Origin of the sequence: Rhodococcus sp. SMB37, from assembly GCF_004345605.1 — a bacterium.
Classification (GTDB): domain Bacteria; phylum Actinomycetota; class Actinomycetes; order Mycobacteriales; family Mycobacteriaceae; genus Rhodococcus.
Window position 1 is genome coordinate 389093 of sequence record NZ_SLVY01000001.1, and the last position, 20287, is coordinate 409379.

Consider the following 20287-nt stretch of genomic DNA (forward strand, 5'->3'; position numbering starts at 1 on the left):
CTCAGGCAGGGTCCAGATCTCAAGGAAGGGTGAGGATCTCGCTACCGGTCTCGGTGACGACGAGTGTGTGCTCGAACTGCGCGCTCCACTTGCGGTCCTTGGTGACCACGGTCCAGCCGTCGTCCCAGATCTCGTAATCCGGGGTGCCGAGGTTGATCATCGGCTCGATGGTGAACACCATGCCCGGCTCGATGACGGTGTCGATGTCAGGGCGGTCGTAGTGCAGGATCACGAGTCCGTTGTGGAAGGTCTCGCCGATCCCGTGACCGGTGAAGTCGCGCACTACGCCGTATCCGAACCGGTTGGCGTACGACTCGATGACACGGCCGATGACGTTGAGAGCCCGGCCCGGCTTGACTGCCTTGATCGCGCGCATCGTCGCCTCGTGGGTGCGCTCGACGAGCAGGCGTGCGTCCTCGGACACGTCGCCGGCCAGGAAGGTGGCGTTGGTGTCGCCGTGGACGCCGTGGATGTAGGCGGTCACGTCGATGTTGACGATGTCGCCGTCCTCGATCACGGTGGTGTCCGGAATTCCGTGGCAGATCACCTCGTTGAGCGACACGCACACCGACTTCGAGAATCCGCGGTAACCGAGGTCGGACGGGTACGACCCGTGATCGCACATGAACTCGTGTGCGATGCGGTCGATCTCATCGGTCGTCACGCCGGGGGAAACTGCCTTGCCCGCCTCGACGAGCGCCTGCGCCGCGATCTTCGATGCAATGCGCATCTTCTCGATCGTCTCCGGAGTCTGTACCCACGGCTCGTTGCCTTCGTTCGCCGTGGGCTTCCAGACGTACTCGGGGCGCTCGATGGACTTGGGGACCTCACGGATGGGGGTCGGGGTTCCGGGGACGAGCGGGGCACGGGTAGACATGCGGTCCAGGTTAGTCGCTCCCGACCACCTCGTTGCCTCGTGCCCCGCTCGCCGATCCCGGTTCGCACGACGGACGCTCAGGACGTGGTCCCTTGCCGCAACAGGAACCTCTGGACCTTGCCGCTCGGAGTCTTGGGCAGATGCGGGACGAAATGGACTGCACGCGGGTAGGCGTGCGCCGCGAACTTCTTCTTCACGAGTTGTTGCAGGTCCGATTCGAGCGCATCGTCGCCGTCGACACCGTCGCGGAGCACCACGAATGCTTCGAGAACCTCACCGCGCAGTTCGTCGGGAAGACCGACGACCGCCGCCTCGACCACGTCCGGATGCATCACCAGCACGGATTCGACGTCGAAGGGCCCGATCCGGTAGCCGGCCATGATGATGACGTCGTCGTCACGCGAGGAGAAGAAGTAGAAACCGTTCTCGTCGACCTTCCCGGCGTCGCCGGTCAGGTACCAGCGACCGTCGTCGGTGAATCGGGTAGCGGTCTTGTCGGGGGCATCGACGTATCCCGTGAACCACACCAGCGGGCTGTTCTCGACGTCGATCGCGACCCGGCCGAGCTCGCCGGGTTCGGCGATGTCGTCACTGTCGTCGCGCAGGACCGCGCAGGTCCATCCCGGCAGTGGCTTCCCCATCGATCGCTCCGGCACATCGTCGCGGAGCCCGTCGGCCCACGCATCGACGACGAACATGCCGTGCTCGGTCTGCCCGTACTGGTCGCGCACCACCACACCGAGTTCCTCGCGCGACCAGGCCAGCACGTCGGGAGTCAGCGGCTCCCCCGCCGACGATGCCCGCCGAAGACGGATCCGGGCGTGAGGGGCGGAGTCGGCGCGCAGCGACCGATACACCGTCGGCGCCGCCGCGAAGTTGGTGACGCCGAAAGTGTCGAGCACCTGCCAGGTGAGTGCCGGGGAGAACCCGGCGTGCAGCAACAGACTCCGGCGGCCCGCGGCCAGAGGTCCGAGCAGCGCGTAGTAGAGCCCGTACGCCCAGCCTGGATCGGCCGCGTTCCAGAACACGTCGTCCTCACGGACGTCGAGACCGAATTCGAGGTAGGCGTGGAACGAAGCCAAGGCCTTGACCGGCACCGGGACACCCTTGGGGGTGCCGGTGGTGCCCGATGTGAAGAGCTGGACCAGACCACCGTCTCCGCCCACCGACACCGCGCTACCTCGCGGATCGTCAGCGGAATGGGATTCGACGAGCTCGGCGAAGTCCAATCCGACACCGTCCCCATCGCCTACGACGATCACCTGCCACGGCGCATCGTGCGGGATGTCTTCGCCGGGAGCGAGCTTGCCCACCTGATCACCGTCTGCGACGACAACCTTCGCGCCGCTCGCACCGAGACGGAACGCGATCGCGGACGGCGCGAACGCGGTGAACAACGGGACATGGACGGCGCCGCGGCGCCAGATTCCGAGCAGCGCGACGACGAGGTCAGCGGATTTTCCCATCAGGGTCGCGACGTGGTCGCCCGGTTCCACACCCAGATCGGCGAGCGCCGTCGCGAATCGCGCCGACCGCTCTGACAGGTCGCCGTACGTCAGGTCGGTCGATCCGAGATCGGGGTCGATCACCGTGAATGCCACCGCATCGGCCGGGTGGTCGTCGCACAACAGACGGGCAGCAGTGGCGTCGGATGTATCGTAGCGGTCCAGAAGTTCCTGCACACGGGTCGCTGTGTCGGCCATCGGTCCGTCCTTTCGTAGCGCATCGGCGTGGGCCCCGGGCCCACTCGACCCTGGCACGATCTATGATTCCTGTCACAGAAACCTCCCGATACCCCCGGAAAGGGGTGGCCGACCGTGTCCACCGCTGCCTCATCCCTGCTTCGCCCCCGAGACGGCGACGCACTGCGGAGCGAGCTGCGCCGTACCGCCTCGCACGCGCAAGTTCCCGTTGTCTTCGCCGGTGAGGTGAAGAGCGGGCATCTGCACCTCAGCGAGTTCCTCGGTACCCGGACGAACGGTCTGGCGGGAGTGGTCGTGCCGCCGCGCGCGGGTCTCGGCGGCCGCGCACTCGACGAGGCACGCCCGGTGACCGTCGCCGACTACGGAAGCGCGTCGTCGATCACCCATCACTTCGACCGTCCGGTACTCGGCGAGGGGCTGCGCTCGATCCTGGCGGTACCGGTCGTGGTCGGTGGTGCCGCACGCGCCGTGCTGTACGGCGCAGTACGCGAGCGAATCCAATTCGGAGATCGGGCCGTGAACGCGTTCGTTCACGCTGCGACCCGGCTCGCGAGCGAGATCACGGTGCGTGACGAGGTGGACCGACGGGTCGCTATGCTCGGTTACCTCACCTCCGACACGAAGGAGCCGATCGCCACCACCGAAGTGCGGGAGGTGCACGCGGAGTTGCGCGCGCTGGCACAGGACGTCGACGATGCCGAGCTCCAGCAACATCTCAGAGCCCTGTCCGACCGTCTCGCGTCGGCCCTCGTCGGGAAATCGCCGTCGGATACCGAGGTCACGCTCTCGGCGCGGGAGACGGACGTCCTGTCCTACGTGGCGTTGGGCTGCACCAACGCCGAGATCGCCCGGCGCCTGGCGGTGGGGTCCGAGACCGTCAAGAGCTACCTGCGCAGCACCATGAACAAACTCGACGTGCATTCCCGCCACGAAGCAGTCACCGTCGCGAGAAAGCTGGGCCTGCTGCCCTGAGCGTGTCGCGGCTGCGGCGCACCGTTCATGCCCCGTCCGACCGGTACTCGGGTGGCAGCGCGGCGAACATGTCGCGCGTGACGCCGACCGCGTTGTCCGAGCTCCCGCCGCGGACCACAAGTGTCGCGAAGGCGAGATCACCGCGGTAGCCGACGAACCACGAGTGCGACCCACCCTCGACCTCGGCCTCACCCGTCTTACCGTAGACGTCCCCCTGATCGCGGATTCGGTCGGCGGTACCGCTCGTGATGACCAGGCGCATCATTCCGCGCAATCCGTCGACCACCTCCGCGGAGATCGGCGGCGCCTCATCCTCCACGAGCGTCTCCCGCCCCTGGATGAGATACGGGATCGGGGTGTGCCCGCTCGACACCGTCGCCGCAGCGAGCGCCATTCCGAACGGGCTGACGACCACCTTGCCCTGCCCGAATCCGTCCTCGGTGCGCTCGACGAGATCCTCTGCGGGCGGGACGGATCCCGAGTCCGTCGGCATGCCCACCACGTCGTGGCCGACACCGATACCGAACTGGGCGGCAGCAACGGTGAGCGCGTCGGACTCCATCTCGGAAGCGAGCTTGGCGAATGTCGTGTTGCACGAGCGCGCGAACGCGGTAGCCATCGAGACCGTGCCGAGCGCGAACTCGTTGTAGTTGGGAACACTGCGCTCGCCGATCGTGATCCGGCCGGGGCACGGCACCATCGTCTCCGGGGTCGCGATCCCGTTCGCGATCGCCGCACCCGAGGTGATGATCTTGAACGTGGAGCCGGGTGGATACTGGCCCATCAGCGCGACCGGGCCATCCTTGTCGGCGGCCTCGTTCTGCGCGACCGCAAGCACGGCACCCGTCGAGGCCTCGATGACGACCATCATCGCCTGCTCGGTACGACCGTCCACCGCTGCTTGAGCAGCCACCTGGATCGGGCGGTCGAGGCTGATCGAGAACGACGGCACAGGTTGGGGTGCGGTTTCAGTGAGAACACCGGTTTCGACGCCGTACTGGTTGACGAGTACCACGCTCCAGCCGGCGGTTCCGTCGACCTGGTCGATGACGGTCTTCTTGACCTGGCCGACCAGGTCCGGGGCGAAGGTGCGGTCGGTCGCGACCATGTCTGCCTGTTCGGTGACGACGACACCTGGGATCGACGACAGCGCGACGGCGACGAGGTCGTAGTCGTCTTGACGAAGGCGTACGACCGCGCGCGGACCATCGGCTGCGGTGACGGACTCGGCGATCGACTGGGCCTTCAGAGACCTGTCGAACTGCGAGAGTATGGCCGACAGCGACCGGGCGGCAGCCGGAATATCGGAGCTCAGGGATGCGTCGAACGCGATCCCGTACACGACGCCCGGCACGAGGACGTCACTCCCTGCGTGCTCGTTGACCCTGGCCCGCGGCGCAGGATCGCTCCTCAGGAACATCGTCTGACGATCACCGAGTTGCGGATGCACGGCGGATTTGGACCAGCGCACCACCCAGTCCTCGCCGCTGCGACCCATCTGCAACTGACCGGCGTACTGCCACACCCGATCCTTGGGGAGGTGCCATTCGTAGCTGTAGTCGACGACAGCGGAGTCACCGGCGATCCGGACTCCCGCCGTAGTCGCCGTGAGCGACTCCGCCTGCAATCCGTCCCAGACCTCGACAAGCGAGCTCTCTGCGTCGTCCGGCCGGTCGGTGTGGGTGGCCGCCCGCGCGAAATCCTGCTCCGCCAAGGCATTCAGGAAAAGCTGGGCCGCCGGTTCCGGACCCACTGCGCGCGGCGTGCAGGCGGCGACGAGCCCGAGGAGCATCAGCAGCGTCGTGACGACAGCTGCGGATCTCCCCGCGGCACGCCACGACGGAGCAGATCGAGGTCTCATCGCCGTCATCGTAAGGGCTCACGGCCCGGATTCGGCTCAGGCGCCGCGTCAATCCAGGAGCACGGTGCAGAATGTCGCAACCTGACGGAACCCTGCACGCGCGTAGGCGGCACGCGCCCGGACGTTGAAACTGTTGACGTACAGACTCGGGAGACGACCGCTCGCGGTGACCGAAACGGCGACCGCGGCGGTGCCGGCTGTGCCGAGACCCTGACCGCGCATTTCCGGGTCCACCCAGACACCTTGGATCTGTCCCACGGCCGACGACACCGATCCGACCTCGGCCTTGAACACGACACGGCCGCGTTCGAATCGCGCCCACGCCCGTCCAGCGGCGATGAGGCTCGCAACACGACGCCGGTAGCTCGCTCCCCCGTCGCCGGACCGGGGATCGATTCCGACCTCCTCGATGAACATGGCGATCGCTGCGGGCAGATACCGGTCGAGTTCCTCGGGCCGGACGCGCCGCACGCGTGAATCGGGTTCGATGAGGGGTTCGCGGTCGAGGACGAGCAGCGGTTGCTCCGCGCGCACCTCACGCGGCGGGCCCCACGTCGATTCCAGCAGTTCCCACATCGGGAGTGCGTACTCGACGCGGCCCACCACCGAGGAGCACAGGCGGGGGCCGCGCGCCGCCCGTTCGGCGAAAGCGTGGATGTCGTCCGGATCGCCCAGGAGCGGAATCAGGTTCGCACCCGAGAAACACAACGATTGGTCTGGACCACCGCGACTCCACATCTCACCGCCGAACGAGCGGTGGTCGAGTCCGTACTCCTCCACACGCCCGGCGACCATGCACGATGCCACAGGGTCACGGGCGAGCACCCGTTGCACCGCGACCGTGTCGCGGCCTCCCAGCGACCGGACACCAAGAAGCTTGAGCACTCGCTCACCACCCGTCGACAAGCCGATACGAAATCAGAGTGCCATGTGTCACGCCGTCGGGGAAATCGTGTCCTACTCCATGGGTCCGAGTACCCTGCAGGCGCCTCACACGCCCCATCGGTATCAGGAGATGGACACCGTCGGGGATCCTGCTCCGGCGTCTTCCATCTCCTCCGCGATCCGCATTGCTTCTTCGATGAGCGTTTCGACGATCTGCGCCTCGGGCACGGTCTTGATGACCTTCCCCTTGACGAAGATCTGACCCTTGCCGTTTCCGGAGGCGACGCCGAGGTCGGCCTCCCGGGCTTCGCCGGGACCGTTGACGACACAGCCCATCACCGCGACACGCAGCGGGACCTCCATGCCTTCGAGACCCGCGGTGACTTCGTCGGCGAGCTTGTAGACGTCGACCTGAGCACGACCGCACGACGGGCACGAGACGATCTCGAGCTTGCGCGGTCGGAGATTCAGCGACTGCAGGATCTGCCCGCCGACCTTGATCTCCTCGGCGGGCGGGGCGGACAACGACACCCGGATCGTGTCGCCGATACCCTGCGAGAGCAATGCACCGAATGCGACGGCCGACTTGATGGTGCCCTGGAATGCCGGGCCCGCCTCGGTGACACCGAGGTGAAGCGGGTAGTCGGACCGGGCGGCCAGCTGACGGTAGGCCTCGACCATGACGACGGGATCGTTGTGCTTGACGGAGATCTTGATGTCGCCGAAGCCGTATTCCTCGAACAGGCCTGCTTCCCACAACGCCGATTCGACGAGCGCCTCGGGTGTGGCCTTGCCGTACTTGGCCATGATGCGTGGGTCGAGGGAACCGGCGTTGACACCGATACGGATCGGGATGCCCGCGTCACCGGCCGCCTTGGCGACCTCCTTGACGCGGCCGTCGAACTCCTTGATGTTGCCCGGGTTGACGCGGACTGCCGCGCAGCCGGCGTCGATCGCCGCGAAGATGTAGCGCGGCTGGAAGTGGATATCGGCGATGACCGGGATCTGGCTCTTCTTTGCGATCGCGGACAGCGCGTCGGCGTCTTCCTGGCGCGGGCACGCGACACGGACCATGTCGCATCCGGCAGCAGTGAGCTCTGCGATCTGCTGAAGGGTCGCGTTGATGTCGTGGGTCTTGGTGGTGCACATCGACTGCACCGAGATGGGATGGTCGCTTCCGACACCCACGCCACCGACCATGAGCTGCCGGGTCTTTCGTCGAGGCGCGAGGACGGCAGGGATCTCGGGCATGCCCAATCCGACGGGGCTGGTCACAGTTCGCCTTCTTTCGTAGCTACTGCGCGATTCTACCGGCGCAGGTCAGAACAGCTGGATGGGGTTGACGATGTCTGCTGTGAGAGTGAGCACCATGAACGCACCGCCGATGACCACTGCGACATAGGTCAGTGGCAGCAGTTTCATGTAGTCGACGGGTGCGCCGACCGGGAGTCCGCGCATATTCCGGGACCAGTTGCGGATGCGTTCGTAGATCGCGACGGCCATGTGCCCGCCGTCGAGCGGCAGCAACGGCAGCAGATTGAAAGCCCCGAGGAAGAAGTTCAGCTGCGCGAGCAGCAGCACGAACGACTCCCAGATTCCGCGTTCGGCGAACTGCCCACCGATGACACTGGCGCCGACGACACTCACGGGTGTGTCGATGGACCGTTCCCCGCCCGTCACCGCAGTCCACAGGTCGGCGACCTTGCTCGGCAACGACACCAAGGCTTCGGCGGTGCGCACCGCGAGAAAACCGGTGAACTCGAAGGTGGCCGGCACCGCCGACATCGGGGTGTATTCGAGGACGGTCGGCTCGCCACCGACGCCGATTGCGCCGACCTCCCGCGAGACGGGCTCCGCCTCGGGGGCAGTGCTCTCGTACACCCAGCGCTGCACCTGCTGGATTGCGACCGGGAACGTCAGGGTTTCGTCGCCGCGCTCGACGGTGAAGTCCGCGGTGCCCGCCAGTGCCTGCGTCTCCGTGACGAGATCACGGAAGGTCTCGACGGGCGTGCCGTCGACCGCCACGACCACATCGCCGACCTCGATGCCGGCCTGCTGAGCCGGACCGGTTCCCGAGCACTCGGCCGGCTTGTAATCCGGCGGCCCGGCCTGAGTCGGCGCTGCGCAGTCCAGCGCCCCGACCACAGCGCGGTTGTCGGTATTGGGAAGCCCTCCGGTCACCGCCAGCCCGTAGATGAGAACAATGCCGAGCAGGAAGTTCATGGCGATGCCGCCGGACATGACGACCAGGCGTTTCCATGTCTTCTGCTTGTACATCGCGCGGTCGTGTTCGTCGGGCTCGAGTTCGTCGAGCGCGGTCATTCCCGCGATGTCGCAGAAGCCTCCGGCCGGGATCGCTTTGAGGCCGTACTCGGTCTCTCCGCGTCGGAAGGAGAACACACGGGGCCCGAAGCCGATGTAGTAACGCCGGACCTTCATGCCGAGCTTCTGTGCGGTCCACATATGACCGGCCTCGTGCAAGGCGATGGATACGGCGATGCCGAGGGCGAAGAGCACGACGCCCAAAACGAACAGCATGTGTGGCCGATCCTCCTACTTGACGAGTGTGCGAGCCCGCTCACGGGCCCAGCTGTCGGCAGCGAGCACATCGTCAACGGTAGCGGGTTCGGCCGACCACTGATCGGCGTCGCCGAGCACCGCCTCCACAGTACCGACGATCCGGGGGAACGAGAGCGCACCGTCGAGGAATGCCTCGGCAGCCACCTCATTGGCCGCGTTGTACACCGCGGTGAGGCATCCGCCGCCCCGCCCGGCCGCACGCGCGAGTTCGATCGCGGGGAATACATCGTTGTCGACGGGTTCGAAGTGCCATGTCGAGGCTGTCGCGAAGTCGAGTGCCGGCGCCGCGTCGGAGACCCGATGGGGCCATCCGAGGGCGAGTGCGATCGGCAGTTTCATGGACGGTGGCGACGCCTGCGCAAGGGTGGAACCGTCGACGAAGGTGACCATCGAGTGCACGATCGACTGCGGGTGCACGGTGACGTCGATGCGGTCGTAGTCGATTCCGAACAGCAGGTGGGTCTCGATGAGCTCGAGACCCTTGTTGACGAGTGACGCCGAGTTGAGCGTGTTCATCGGTCCCATCGACCACGTCGGGTGCGCGCCCGCCTGTTCCGGGGTCACGGAGTCGAGTTGCGCGGCCGTCCAGCCGCGGAACGGTCCGCCCGATGCGGTGAGCACGAGCCGCGCGACCTCGTCGCCGGTGCCGCCCCTCAGACATTGCGCGAGCGCAGAATGTTCGGAGTCCACCGGCACGATCTGCCCGGGTGCTGCCGCCGCGGTCACCAATCCCCCACCTGCGACCAGCGACTCCTTGTTGGCCAGTGCCAGTCGTGCACCGGTCGCGAGGGCGGCGAGGGTGGGTTCGAGCCCGAGAGAGCCGACCAAGGCGTTGAGGACGACGTCCGCTTCGGTTTCCTGCACGAGCCGGGTGACGGAGTCGGAGCCGCTCCGAACGGGGAGGTCGAGTCGGGATGCCGCGACCGGATCGGCGACCGCGATGTCGGTGACACCGGTCGTGCGGATCTGTTCCTGCAGCAGGTCGATGTTGCCGCCCCCGGCGGCGAGGCCGACGACCTCGAACTTGTCGGGGTTCGCGGCGATCACCTCGAGCGCCTGGGTTCCGATGGAGCCGGTGCTGCCGAGAAGCAGCACCCGCGTGCGGTCAAAGGTCTCTGTGTCGGCCACGCACACATTGTCGCTGATGCGACCGAGGGTTCCGTCGAGCGGTGGCGGACCGGGACGAATGCGACGCGCAGAGTACGGCCCCCACTTCATACGACGGGCGGTCGTATGTCACGATTAGCGGCAACACCAGCATTTGGCGAGCAGGAGGAACAACGGTGGCCGGTACCGAGTTGCAGCCCACTCACGTCTCTACGGCGGAAGTGCCGTCGGCCGAGTGGGGATGGAGCGGTGAAGCTCCGCGGCTGTTCCGCGCCCTGGGTTGGATCTTCGCAGTGTTCCTGCTGCTGATGATGATCGGCAACCACAGCGGCTGGGTCGAGAACCTGTACCTGATCGGCTTCGCGGCCGCGATCGTCTTCCTTCTGGTTCGCGACATCGTCAGGCGCCGCAAGCCCCGGTAGATCCGCGGATCCGTCAGAGAAGGACGCACACGAACACCCGAGAGTGCACGAACGCGCACCTCGGGTGTTGTCGTCTCCGGGACAGTTCCCTCTCTCACCCCCGCGATCGTGCTGTCAGTGCCCGGACCACTCGGGCGCGCGCCGCTCCGCGAACGCCCTCGGTCCTTCCTGTGCGTCGTCGCTGGTATAGCAGTACTCGGACGCGTGCCGCGCGGCCTGCAGAGCGGCCGATCGACCCATCTCCGTGGCGAGCATCACCGTCTCCCGTGCCGCTCGGACCGACAACGGCGCGCCGGCGAGGATCTCGCGAGCGAATTCGAGTGCAGAGTCGAGCAACGCGGGTGGTTCCGCGATCCGGTTGACGAGTCCGATCTCGTAGGCGCGCTGGGCCGTGATGGGTTTGCCGGTGAGCAGGATCTCCATCATGATCCGCTGCGGAATCATGTGGATCAGGGGCGACGCCCACGGTGAGCTCCTGCCCACCTTCACCTCGGTCACCGCGAATGTGGCAGTGGCGCTCGCGACGGCCAGGTCGCAGGACTGGGCAAGGAGCCATCCACCGGCGAACGCGGCGCCGTTGACCGCCGCGATGGTCGGTTTGGTCAGCTCGACGTTGTCGTACGGCACAGGGATCAGATCGCGGGGCGGCACCCTCATCCCGGTCTGCACCATCTCCTTGAGGTCGCCGCCGGCGCAGAACGCCCTGTCGCCCGCTCCGGTGAGGATCGCGACGCGCAGCGCAGGGTCGGACTCGAACCGTTCCCACGCTGCATACAAGCCCTCGCGGACATCCTTGGCGAGGCAATTTCGCGCCTCTGGGCGGTTGAGTGTGATGATCGCGATACCGTCCTCGCGGGCATCGAACAATACGGCGTCGCTCATTTCAGAAACCTCGCTGCTCGATCGTGTGGGCGTCACGCGCCAGGTCTTCTCTGAAGTCGTGGTGGGCGACGGCGATCAGTCGCCGGGCCCGCTCGGCGAGTGAGCGCCCGCGAAGATCCGCCGCGCCGAACTCCGTGACGATCACGTCGACATCGCTGCGGGCTGTGGTGACCGGGCCCGACAACGTCGCGGTGATCCGGCTGATCGTGCCGGCCTTCGCAGTCGCGGGCAGGGCCATGATGGCGTGACCTCCCGGCGACCGCGATCCCGCGCGCACGAAATCCACCTGGCCGCCGGTCCCCCCGAGATAGGCGGCGCCGCTCTGCTCTGCGTTGACCTGACCGGTCAGATCCACCTCCATCGCCGAATTGATGGTGACCAGCCGCTCCAACTGCGCGAGCACGGCCGCGTCGTGGGTGTACGAGGTGGGGCACATTCTGATCCGCGGGTTGTCGTGCGCGAAATCATAGAGGCGCCGGGTCCCGATGAGTGCACCGGTGATGGACACCCCCTGGTCGATTCGCTTGCGCGCGTTGGTCACCGCACCGGCTTCGACGAGATCGACGAGGCCGTCCCCGAGCATCCCCGAATGGACGCCGAGGTCCTTGCGATCCGACAGCAACCGCAACAGCGCGTCGGGGACCGCGCCGACTCCCATCTGGATGACGGAGCCGTCGCCGATGTAGTCGGCGGCATGTCGCGCGATCGCCTCGTCGATATCGCTGATCCGGGCCGGTGGCACCTCGACGGGCGGACGCGAAGTGTGCACGGCGTAGTCGATCCTCGACGCGGGCAGCATCAGGCCTTGTGTGAACGGCACCTGGTCGTTGACTTCCGCGACCACGACACGGGCCTTGCCCACCGCGGCCTGCACGTAGTCGCTGATGAGCCCGTAGCTGTGATTCCCGTCGGCATCGGCTTCGCTCACCTGGACGAAGGCCACGTCACATCCGAGGATGCCGGCCTCGATCATCGACCCGACCTGGCTGACGTGGCACGGGATGACGTCGAGGCAATGCGCTTTCGTCATCGACCGCAGCGCGCCGATCGCGCCCATGCTCGACAGCCTGAAGCTGCCTGCCGTCTCGGGGCCGAAGATCCCGGAGAAGCTGGTCGCGACGAACGCAGTGAGGTCGCCGATGTCGTTGCCCTGGGCGATCAAGGCTTCTATGAGGGTCGTGGGTTCGCCGCAGGCCTGCCCGATGACGATGCGGTCGCCGGGGCGTAGGAACTCACGGATATCGATATCGGGTGCCGCCAGGACGTTCATGCGTCACGCTCGGTGTTTTCGAGCCGCACCGCGGCGGTGTTCTCGTGCCGCACCGCGGCGGGGACACGCAGGTCGTCGATGATCTCGTCGGTGTGCGCCCCGAGCCTGGGCGCGGGCCCCGAGATGCGTCCGGGTGTGCGCGAGAACCAGGCAGGGGGCCCGGGGAATCGGACCGTGCCGTAAGGCGATTCGACCTCCTCGAAGAAGCCGACTTCCTCGAGGTGTCGGTTCTCGAACAGCTCATCGAGCGTTCGGACGGGTGCCGCCGGGATGTCATGGGAGCGCAGAAGATCGAGCCACTCCTGTGTCGTGCGTTCGAGGAACGTGTCGCCGAGCAGCCGGTAGACCTCGTCGATGCGTGCGGCTCGCTGAGCGAGCGTCGCGAAATGTTCGCCGGCCCAAGGCGGTTTCACGGCGTCGACGAACGCGCTCCACTGCTTGTCGTTGTAGACGAGCGCTGCGATCCGACCGTCCTTGGTGCGATACGGCTTCCGGTTGGGCGCCACCACTCGGGGATACACCGCGGGTCCCAGCGGCGGCGTGAACATCGCCCCGTTGCCGTGTTCGACGAGCATGAAGGCCGCCATGGTCTCGAACATGGCGACCTCGACCTCTTGGCCCTCCCCCGTCCGTTCACGATGGAACAGCGCCATCATGGTGGCGTAGAGCGCGGTCAGTCCGGCCACCTTGTCCGCGATGATGGTGCCGACGTAGCCGGATTCGCCCGTCAACTGCTCCTGCACGGAAGGAAGTCCACATTCGGCCTGGATGGTGTCGTCGTACGCGGTGAGATTCGAGTCGGGGCCGCCGCGGCCGTACCCATAGCAATTCGTGTACACGATCGACGGGTTCAGGGCCGCCACCTCGTCGTATCCGAATCCGAGGTGGGCGATCGCGGTAGCGCGCATCGAGTGGATGAACACGTCGGCCTCGGCGATGAGTTCGCGCAGTGCCGCTGCACCCTCGTCGGATCGAAGATCGAGGACGACGCTGCGTTTGCCCCGGTTGACATTGACGAACACGCCGCCCATTCCCGGCTCAGGCCCGACCGAGATATATCGGGTGTTGTCGCCGGCAGGCGGTTCGATCTTGACGACGTCGGCTCCCATGTCGGCCATGATCTGGGTGCAATAGGGACCCATCACCATCGCCGTCAGATCGACGACGCGCACTCCGGACAGGGGACCTGGGTGTTTCATCGAACGAACCTCGCTGCGTCGGGTCGGAAGTCCCGGATGCGCATCCGTCCGGGTGGGCGCAAAACTATCAGATGAATCTTTACAAGGATAGTGGTATGACTGGTGGGTGGACGAAAACAACGCCATCCCGGGAACGATCGACAAAGTCCTCGATGCCGCGCTCGCGGAGCGCCCGAATGCGCCCGCCGTCGAGGCCGCCTCGGGGACCTGGTCGTACTCGGACCTCGACGACCAGGCCCGCCGGGCCGCCGGTGCACTGTGGTCACTCGGGGTGCGCGCCGGAGACCGGGTCGCGGCATGCCTCCCCAACGATCTGGACATCGTCGCGGCCTTCCACGGCACCCAACGAATAGGAGCCGTCTGGGCCGGCATCGGCGAAGCCCTCCCCGCCGCCGAACAGCAATACCTCCACGACCTCAGCACACCGAAAGTTGTCCTCGCCGGTGAACACTGCAAGCTCAGCACTCCCGGCCGTGCGGATCCGGACAGGTGGGCGGAACTGCTGGCGCGCGGGGACCATGCGCCCTTGCTCGACCTCGACATCGATGCACCCGCCGGAATCGCCTTCACGAGTGGCACGTCCGGAAAGCCCAAGGCAGTGGTCCACAGCCAGCGCAATCTCCTGCTTCCGGGCGCGGTCCTCGTCGCCACCCGGGGGTACGGCCCGGATCTACGTAAGGGCGACAGCTTCCCGTTCACGATCCTCAACCTCATGGTGCTGTCCACTCTGCTCACCGCGCAGGCCGGCGGATGCGCCGTCGTCATGAACCGGCGGGATCTCGAGGGCGTCGCCGAATGGATCGCCACACGTGAGGTGACCGTGTGGAACGGAGCCCCCGCTCAGATCTACGACCTCGCCGCGCGCCCCGACCTCGACCTCGGCTCTCTGGAAGAGGTCTGGAGTGGCGGTAGCGACACACCGGATGAACTGCGCCGTGCATTCGCCGACGCACACCATCTCGATCCCCGCGTCACCTACGGCCTGACCGAGGCACCTACCGTCGTGTCGATCGATCCGGTGGGCGTCGAGTGGCAGCCGCGCTCGAGCGGAACGGTCCTCCCGCATCTCGATGTGGCCGCCTACGACGACGCGGGCCAGCGCCTCCCCCCTGGTGAGCTGGGTGAGCTGCAGCTGACCGCGGCGAGCAGCGGTCCGTGGGCGCACGTGTGGACTCCGATGCTCGGATATCTGGAGGACGGCGCAGTGCGCCCGCCGGAGCCCGGACCCGTTGCCACCGGTGACATCGGAACCGTCGACGAGCACGGCAGGCTGACGGTGCTGGACCGCAAGAAGCTCGTCATCATCCGGGGCGGCGCCAACGTGTACCCGCTCGAGGTCGAACGGGTCATCGGCAGCCACGCGGACGTCACCAAGGTCGCCGTATATCCGATCCCCGACGACCGGCTCGGGCAACGGGTCGCCGCGGTGATCGAAAGCCCGGTCGAGCAACCCGATTTCGAGGCACTCACCGAACTATGCCGACGCGAGCTCTCACCGTACAAGGTTCCGGAGGTCTGGACGCGGGTCGACGCACTACCCGTCAACGCGATGGGCAAGATCCAACGCGCCGGGCTTCCCGAGCTGATCGACGCGCACCGTCGTTCCGGCGTGCCCTGACGAGTAGTCCCGGCGCGATCCGACGATCGGCCGACACCGCCGCCCAACACTGCAAGAATTCGTCCTGCATTTCGAATCCGAGGAGACCCCTGTGGCACTGAACCCCGACACCGCCGCACGAATGTTCGGCCTCGAAGGCCGGGTTGCGATCGTGACCGGTGCATCGTCGGGTCTCGGCGCCACGGTGGCCGAAACGCTCGCGTCCTTCGGTGCGAGGGTTGCCGTGGTGGCCCGGCGAAAGGATCGGCTCGAGGAGCTCGCCGAGCGGATCGGGGGCGTCGCGGTCGCGTGCGACCTGTCGGATCTCGATCAGGTCGGCATCGTCGTACCGGCCGTGGCCGAACTGCTAGGCCCACCGGAGATCCTCGTCAACGGTGCGGGCAGCATGTTCACCGAAGAGCGAGCCGAGGACGAGCCGCTCGACGCGATCCGGCGCACCATGGACCTCAACCTGCTCGCGCCGTTCCAACTCGCCCAGGACGTGTTCCCGCACATGCGCACCGTCGGTCGAGGCGCGATCATCAACATCTCGTCGATCAGTGGCCGCGTGGGCGTCCCCGGAATCCCCCAGGCTTCCTATGCGGCAAGCAAACTCGGACTGTCGGGCCTCACCTCGGAACTGGCCGTGCAGTGGGCACGGCATTCGATCCGCGTCAACACGATTGCGCCGGGGTTCTTCCGCAGCGAGATCACGGGCCCCCTCTACGAGAGCGAACGCGCGACCGAGTACCTGCGCCGCAACACCCCGCTCCCGAAAGAGGGCACCCCCGACGACATCGTCGGTGCCGTCGTATGGCTGGCCGGCGACTCGGGAAGCTATGTCACGGGCCAGACCGTCGTTGTCGACGGCGGCTGGACGGCGCGATAGCCGAGCCGGGGCTCCTCACTCGACTCCGACGGGGAAGTGGCATGCCGCGAAATGTCCCGGTCGCAGCTCACGAATCTCCGGTTCCTCGGCCGCACACCGCGCCTGTGCGGCCGGGCACCTGGTGCGGAACCGACATCCGCTCGGTGGATTCAACGGCGACGGCAGGTCGCCGCTCAGGACGGCCGACGGCAACTGCGCGTCGGGATCCGGATCGGGAATCGAGTCGATCAGCGCACGAGTATAGGGATGCACGGGGGATGTGAACAGGTCGTCGGAACCAGCGACCTCACAGACTTTTCCGAGATACATGACGACCACGCGGTCGCTCACGTTCTTCACCACCGCCAGATCGTGCGCGATGAACACCATGGTGAGTCGGTAGCGCTGTTTCATCTCTGCGAGCAGGTTGATGATCTGCGCCTGTACCGAGACGTCGAGAGCCGACACGGGTTCGTCGCAGATCACGATCTCCGGGTCCAGGATCATCGCGCGGGCGATCGAGATCCGCTGGCACTGGCCACCGGAGAACTCGTGAGGTCGGCGATCCGGGGCGGTTGCGGGGTCTAGCCCGACCCGTTCGATCATGTCTCTGGTTCGCTTGTCGACGTCGGGCTTGCTCACGTCTCCCTGGATCCTCAACCCCTCCGCAATGATGTCCTTGACCTTGCGCAGCGGATTCAAGGAGGAAATCGGGTCCTGGAAGATCATTTGCAGTTTCCGCCGGTGTCCGCGCAATGCGGATGCGCGGAGCCCGACGATGTCCGATCCGTCGACGACCACAGATCCCGACGTGGGCGCAGGTAGCTGCATGATCGCCTTGGCGACACTCGACTTTCCGCATCCCGATTCGCCGACCAGACCGATGGTTTCTCCCCGCTTGGCGTCCAGGCTCACATCGGATACGGCGAAAACCCGCTCTCTCCCCTGTCCGGCGTACTCCACCGTGAGGTTCCGCACGCTCAGCACCACGTCGTCATCGGCGCGCAGGTGCGCCACTCCACTGCCCGCCATCAGTTCACGTCCCTCGAGTCGACGAGTGTGCCCGCCGCGGTGATACCCGCGGCGACGTTCGTTGCACGGGCGCTCTCCCCCGCCGCGGTCCCGAGAGGAAAGAAGCACGCCGCGGAATGTGCGCGCGAATCGGGTGAGGCAACGAGCACCGGCGATTCGATCAGGCATCGTGATTGCGCCGAGGGGCATCGCGGCGCGAAACTGCATCCCCGCGGAGGATCGATGATCGTGGGAGGACGCCCCGGAATCGAAGGCAGGTAGGTGCGGCTCGGGTGGGCAAGCCGCGGAATCGCATCGATCAGAGCCCGAGTGTACGGATGTCGCATGTGCGCGAACAGTTGACGCGTCGGCCCTGCTTCCACGACCCTGCCCGCGTACATGACGGCGATCGAGTCGGCACGCCCCGCCACGACACCGAGGTCGTGGGTGATCAGGATCATTCCCATCTTCGATTTCTGTTGCAGGTCTTGGAGAAAATCGAGGATCTGCTGCTGCACCGTGACATCGAGGGCCGTGGTCGGTTCATCGGCGATCAGCAGCTTCGGCGAGCACGCGATCGCCAGCGCGATCGTGACGCGTTGCCGCATGCCACCGGACAGGTGGTGCGGATGCTGAGCGAACCGGCTTTCGGGTTCGGGTATCCCCACCAACGTCAGCAATCGGATCGCTTCGGCCTTGGCCTGCGCCCGATCGAGGTCGAGGTGGAATCGGAGGGTTTCGGTGAGTTGCCGCCCGATCGTCATGACCGGAGTGAGGGAGGTCATCGGGTCCTGGAACACCATCGACAGATCGACTCCCCACAGGTGCTTGTTCTTCTTCGGCGACACGGTCGCCAGATCCACACCGTTGAAGCGGATCTCACTGGCCGGATGCACCTGAGCACTGGGCGCGAGAATCTTCATGATCGCCCGGGACAGCACAGACTTTCCCGAGCCTGATTCGCCGACGATGCCGAGTGTCCGTCCGGCATCGACATTCAGATCGACGCCGTCGACCGCACGGACCAGGCCGCGTGGCGTATCGAACCACACCCGCAGATCACGCACCTCCAGCAGTGACGCCCGCTGCGTAGCCTCCGACCCCTCGGACTCCTTCTCGAGACTCTCGACACCACTCATACGGACGACTCCTTCCCGACCCGGCCACGCACCCAGTCCCCGAGTTTGTTGAACGAGTACACGGTGAGAAAGAAGAACAGCATGGGAATGAGTACGAGATGGGGGTATTCCCTCAGGGATTCGCGTCCGGCCGCGAGCATCCCGCCCCAACTCGGCGTGGGTGGGGGAACACCCAGTCCGAGAAAGCTCAAACTGCCTTCCGCGACGACGAGCGTCGCCATCACCACGAGCGCGAGCGACATGACAGGCAACATCACGTTGGCGAGCAGTTCCCGAGTGAGTACCCGCCACGTTCCCGCTCCGAGCGCCTTCGCCGCCGTGACGAATTCACGTTCCGAGAAGGCGATCGTGTTGGCCCGCGCGACACGCGCGAAGTTGGGGATACCGAGCAGTGCTAGGCCGAGCACCAGTGTCGACAGACTCGGACCGAGTGCGGCCACCAGTGCGATGAGGAAGATCAGTGCCGGGAACGAGAGCAGGAAGTTGATGACCAGTGAGATCGCCCGGTCCAGAAAGCCTCCGACGTATCCGGCAACCATCCCGGCAGTGACTCCGATGATCATCGCCACGGTCGTACCGACGATGGCCACCGTCATCGACACCCGCGCGCCGTAGATGCATCGCGAGAGGGTGTCGCGACCCAACGAGTCGGTCCCGAGCGGGTGCGCTCCCCATCCAGGAGTCGCGCTGAACTCGTCGGTGATCTCGTTGGGGTCGGGTAGAGGCAACCACTGCGCGGTCAGGGCCGCGAGGACGACGAGTCCGATCCAGACAGCACCGAGCAACGCACCGTACTCGCGTCGCCGACCTCGGCGTCGGCGAGACGAGGGCGCAGCAACCGGCACCGCGCTGGTGGTCGCACCGATCGCGGTCCCCGGCTCGGGTGCTCCGATGTGACTGTCCTTCCCGACGAGATCTGTCACGTTCCACTCACTTTCCGCACGCGCGGGTCGAGCCACGGGTAGGCGACGTCGACGGCGGTATTGATCAGCAGGTAGAGCAACGCGCTGAGCAGAACCACGGCCTGCACGACGATGAAGTCGCGCGACAGGATGGAATTGACGACCAGCGTGCCCATGCCCGGTATCGAGAAGATCAGTTCGACGATGACTGTTCCGCCGATGAGCCGGCCGATCACCACCCCGGACACGGTGATCAGGGAGAACGAGGATTGCCGCAGCGAATGCCCGGTCAGGATGCGCCAGGTGGGCAGCCCGCGTGCCCGCGCCGAGAGCACGTGATCCTGCTGGAGCGTCGCCATCATGTCGCCTTTGAGCAGGCGGGTGAACAGAACGCATTCACCCGCCGCCAAGGTCATGACGGGCAGTATGAGGTACCGGATGTGCTCGATAGGGTCCTCGGAGAAGGGTGTCCAACCGAGGGTCGGAAGCCACCCGAGCAGCACGCCGAACACGAAGACGAGCAGGACTCCCAGCGCGAACGACGGTATGGCGAGTGTCGCCGACGTCAGCGCTGTCGCAATCCTGTCGACGCGGCCGCCGGGCCGGTATGCCGACCAGATACCGACGGGTAGCGAAATCGCGAGCGCTACCAGCATCGACAGGATCGCGAGTTCCAGAGATACCGGTGCTCGTTCGGCGATCGAGGTCAGTACCGGCGTCTGTGTGGTGAAGGAGCGTCCGAAGTCGCCTTGGAGAACTCCGCCGATCCACGAGAAGTATCGCTGCACGAGCGGGTCGGACAGTCCGTAACTCTCGCGGGCGAGCTCGCGCATCTCGTCGGACGCACCCGGTGGCACCAGTGCGTCGACGGGGTCGCCGGGAATCAACTCCAGAAGCAGGAACACCGCCGCGCTGACCATCCAGACCAGCAGGAGAAAGTTCCCGACGGACACCGCGCTTCGCCTCATCGAGGGTCCGACCACGTTTCGATCACCTCTTCCTCTCTCGTCGC

General features: G+C 66.2%; 18 protein-coding genes. 4 read left to right on the forward strand and 14 right to left on the reverse strand.

What is annotated here, in order from left to right:
* Positions 1-19: 19 nt before the first annotated feature.
* Entirely contained in the window at positions 20-877 is an 858-nt protein-coding gene (gene map, locus EV641_RS01895) for a type I methionyl aminopeptidase (RefSeq protein WP_132470463.1), read from the reverse strand.
* 77 nt (positions 878-954) lie between these two features.
* The gene (locus tag EV641_RS01900; protein WP_132470466.1) at positions 955-2580 is read right to left on the reverse strand and encodes an AMP-binding protein; all 1626 of its coding nucleotides are present in this window, start codon (positions 2578-2580) and stop codon (positions 955-957) included.
* 114 nt (positions 2581-2694) lie between these two features.
* On the opposite strand from EV641_RS01900, the gene EV641_RS01905 reads away from it, so the two are divergent.
* Positions 2695-3552 (forward strand): LuxR C-terminal-related transcriptional regulator, encoded by an 858-nt coding sequence (locus tag EV641_RS01905; protein ID WP_132470469.1) that lies wholly within the window; start codon positions 2695-2697, stop codon positions 3550-3552.
* 25 nt (positions 3553-3577) lie between these two features.
* Here EV641_RS01905 and EV641_RS01910 read toward each other — a convergent pair whose 3' ends face one another.
* The 5 genes from EV641_RS01910 to dxr form a co-directional block, all read right to left on the reverse strand.
* Positions 3578-5344: a penicillin-binding transpeptidase domain-containing protein gene (locus tag EV641_RS01910; protein ID WP_241996790.1), complete on the reverse strand. Its 1767-nt coding sequence runs from the start codon at positions 5342-5344 to the stop codon at positions 3578-3580.
* A 117-nt stretch (positions 5345-5461) separates the two neighbouring features.
* A complete protein-coding gene (locus EV641_RS01915; RefSeq protein ID WP_054717061.1) occupies positions 5462-6298 on the reverse strand; it encodes a GNAT family N-acetyltransferase in 837 nt (278 codons plus the stop codon).
* A 123-nt stretch (positions 6299-6421) separates the two neighbouring features.
* Positions 6422-7573, reverse strand: a complete 1152-nt coding sequence (gene ispG, locus EV641_RS01920) for a flavodoxin-dependent (E)-4-hydroxy-3-methylbut-2-enyl-diphosphate synthase (protein WP_132470474.1) — start codon at positions 7571-7573, stop codon at positions 6422-6424.
* Between the two features lie 45 nt (positions 7574-7618).
* Positions 7619-8836, reverse strand: a complete 1218-nt coding sequence (locus tag EV641_RS01925; RefSeq protein WP_132470477.1) for a site-2 protease family protein — start codon at positions 8834-8836, stop codon at positions 7619-7621.
* A 15-nt stretch (positions 8837-8851) separates the two neighbouring features.
* Positions 8852-10006: a 1-deoxy-D-xylulose-5-phosphate reductoisomerase gene (gene dxr / locus EV641_RS01930; RefSeq protein ID WP_241996745.1), complete on the reverse strand. Its 1155-nt coding sequence runs from the start codon at positions 10004-10006 to the stop codon at positions 8852-8854.
* 155 nt (positions 10007-10161) lie between these two features.
* Between dxr and EV641_RS01935 the strand changes: the two genes are divergently transcribed.
* Complete coding sequence (locus tag EV641_RS01935) at positions 10162-10407, forward strand: DUF2631 domain-containing protein (protein WP_132470483.1); 246 nt, start codon at positions 10162-10164, stop codon at positions 10405-10407.
* 114 nt (positions 10408-10521) lie between these two features.
* Here the strand turns inward: EV641_RS01935 and EV641_RS01940 are convergent, their stop codons facing one another.
* The 3 genes from EV641_RS01940 to EV641_RS01950 are packed head-to-tail and all read right to left on the reverse strand — an operon-like array spanning position 10522 to position 13758.
* Entirely contained in the window at positions 10522-11289 is a 768-nt protein-coding gene (locus tag EV641_RS01940) for an enoyl-CoA hydratase-related protein (RefSeq protein ID WP_132470486.1), read from the reverse strand.
* Between the two features lies 1 nt (position 11290).
* Positions 11291-12559 carry an acetyl-CoA hydrolase/transferase C-terminal domain-containing protein gene (locus EV641_RS01945; protein ID WP_132470489.1) on the reverse strand — a complete coding sequence of 423 codons (1269 nt, stop codon included), beginning with the start codon at positions 12557-12559 and terminating at the stop codon, positions 11291-11293.
* Complete coding sequence (locus EV641_RS01950; RefSeq protein ID WP_132470491.1) at positions 12556-13758, reverse strand: CoA transferase; 1203 nt, start codon at positions 13756-13758, stop codon at positions 12556-12558. The genes EV641_RS01945 and EV641_RS01950 overlap by 4 nt, the downstream gene beginning before the upstream one ends.
* 106 nt (positions 13759-13864) lie before the next feature.
* On the opposite strand from EV641_RS01950, the gene EV641_RS01955 reads away from it, so the two are divergent.
* On the forward strand, positions 13865-15376 hold the full coding sequence (locus tag EV641_RS01955) for a class I adenylate-forming enzyme family protein (RefSeq protein WP_199233100.1): 1512 nt from the start codon (positions 13865-13867) through the stop codon (positions 15374-15376).
* A gap of 91 nt (positions 15377-15467) precedes the next feature.
* On the forward strand, positions 15468-16244 hold the full coding sequence (locus EV641_RS01960; protein ID WP_241996746.1) for an SDR family oxidoreductase: 777 nt from the start codon (positions 15468-15470) through the stop codon (positions 16242-16244).
* A gap of 15 nt (positions 16245-16259) precedes the next feature.
* On the opposite strand, the gene EV641_RS01965 is transcribed toward EV641_RS01960, so the two are convergent.
* The 4 genes from EV641_RS01965 to EV641_RS01980 are packed head-to-tail and all read right to left on the reverse strand — an operon-like array spanning position 16260 to position 20228.
* Positions 16260-17255, reverse strand: a complete 996-nt coding sequence (locus tag EV641_RS01965) for an oligopeptide/dipeptide ABC transporter ATP-binding protein (protein WP_132470494.1) — start codon at positions 17253-17255, stop codon at positions 16260-16262.
* Positions 17255-18373: an ABC transporter ATP-binding protein gene (locus tag EV641_RS01970; protein WP_132470497.1), complete on the reverse strand. Its 1119-nt coding sequence runs from the start codon at positions 18371-18373 to the stop codon at positions 17255-17257. Before EV641_RS01970 ends, EV641_RS01965 begins: the two co-directional genes overlap by 1 nt.
* Positions 18370-19296 carry an ABC transporter permease gene (locus EV641_RS01975; protein WP_054712547.1) on the reverse strand — a complete coding sequence of 309 codons (927 nt, stop codon included), beginning with the start codon at positions 19294-19296 and terminating at the stop codon, positions 18370-18372. The genes EV641_RS01970 and EV641_RS01975 overlap by 4 nt, the downstream gene beginning before the upstream one ends.
* On the reverse strand, positions 19293-20228 hold the full coding sequence (locus EV641_RS01980; protein ID WP_241996747.1) for an ABC transporter permease: 936 nt from the start codon (positions 20226-20228) through the stop codon (positions 19293-19295). Before EV641_RS01980 ends, EV641_RS01975 begins: the two co-directional genes overlap by 4 nt.
* Positions 20229-20287 lie beyond the last annotated feature (59 nt).

Bases quoted from the DNA above. Each gene is read 5' to 3' on its own strand.
- map (WP_132470463.1), bottom strand. From the start codon at position 877: ATGTCTACCCGTGCCCCGCTCGTCCCCGGAACCCCGACCCCCATCCGT.
- EV641_RS01900 (WP_132470466.1), bottom strand. From the start codon at position 2,580: ATGGCCGACACAGCGACCCGTGTGCAGGAACTTCTGGACCGCTACGAT.
- EV641_RS01910 (WP_241996790.1), bottom strand. From the start codon at position 5,344: ATGCTCCTCGGGCTCGTCGCCGCCTGCACGCCGCGCGCAGTGGGTCCG.
- EV641_RS01925 (WP_132470477.1), bottom strand. From the start codon at position 8,836: ATGCTGTTCGTTTTGGGCGTCGTGCTCTTCGCCCTCGGCATCGCCGTA.
- EV641_RS01940 (WP_132470486.1), bottom strand. From the start codon at position 11,289: ATGAGCGACGCCGTATTGTTCGATGCCCGCGAGGACGGTATCGCGATC.
- EV641_RS01945 (WP_132470489.1), bottom strand. From the start codon at position 12,559: ATGAACGTCCTGGCGGCACCCGATATCGATATCCGTGAGTTCCTACGC.
- EV641_RS01950 (WP_132470491.1), bottom strand. From the start codon at position 13,758: ATGAAACACCCAGGTCCCCTGTCCGGAGTGCGCGTCGTCGATCTGACG.
- EV641_RS01965 (WP_132470494.1), bottom strand. From the start codon at position 17,255: ATGGCGGGCAGTGGAGTGGCGCACCTGCGCGCCGATGACGACGTGGTG.
- EV641_RS01970 (WP_132470497.1), bottom strand. From the start codon at position 18,373: ATGAGTGGTGTCGAGAGTCTCGAGAAGGAGTCCGAGGGGTCGGAGGCT.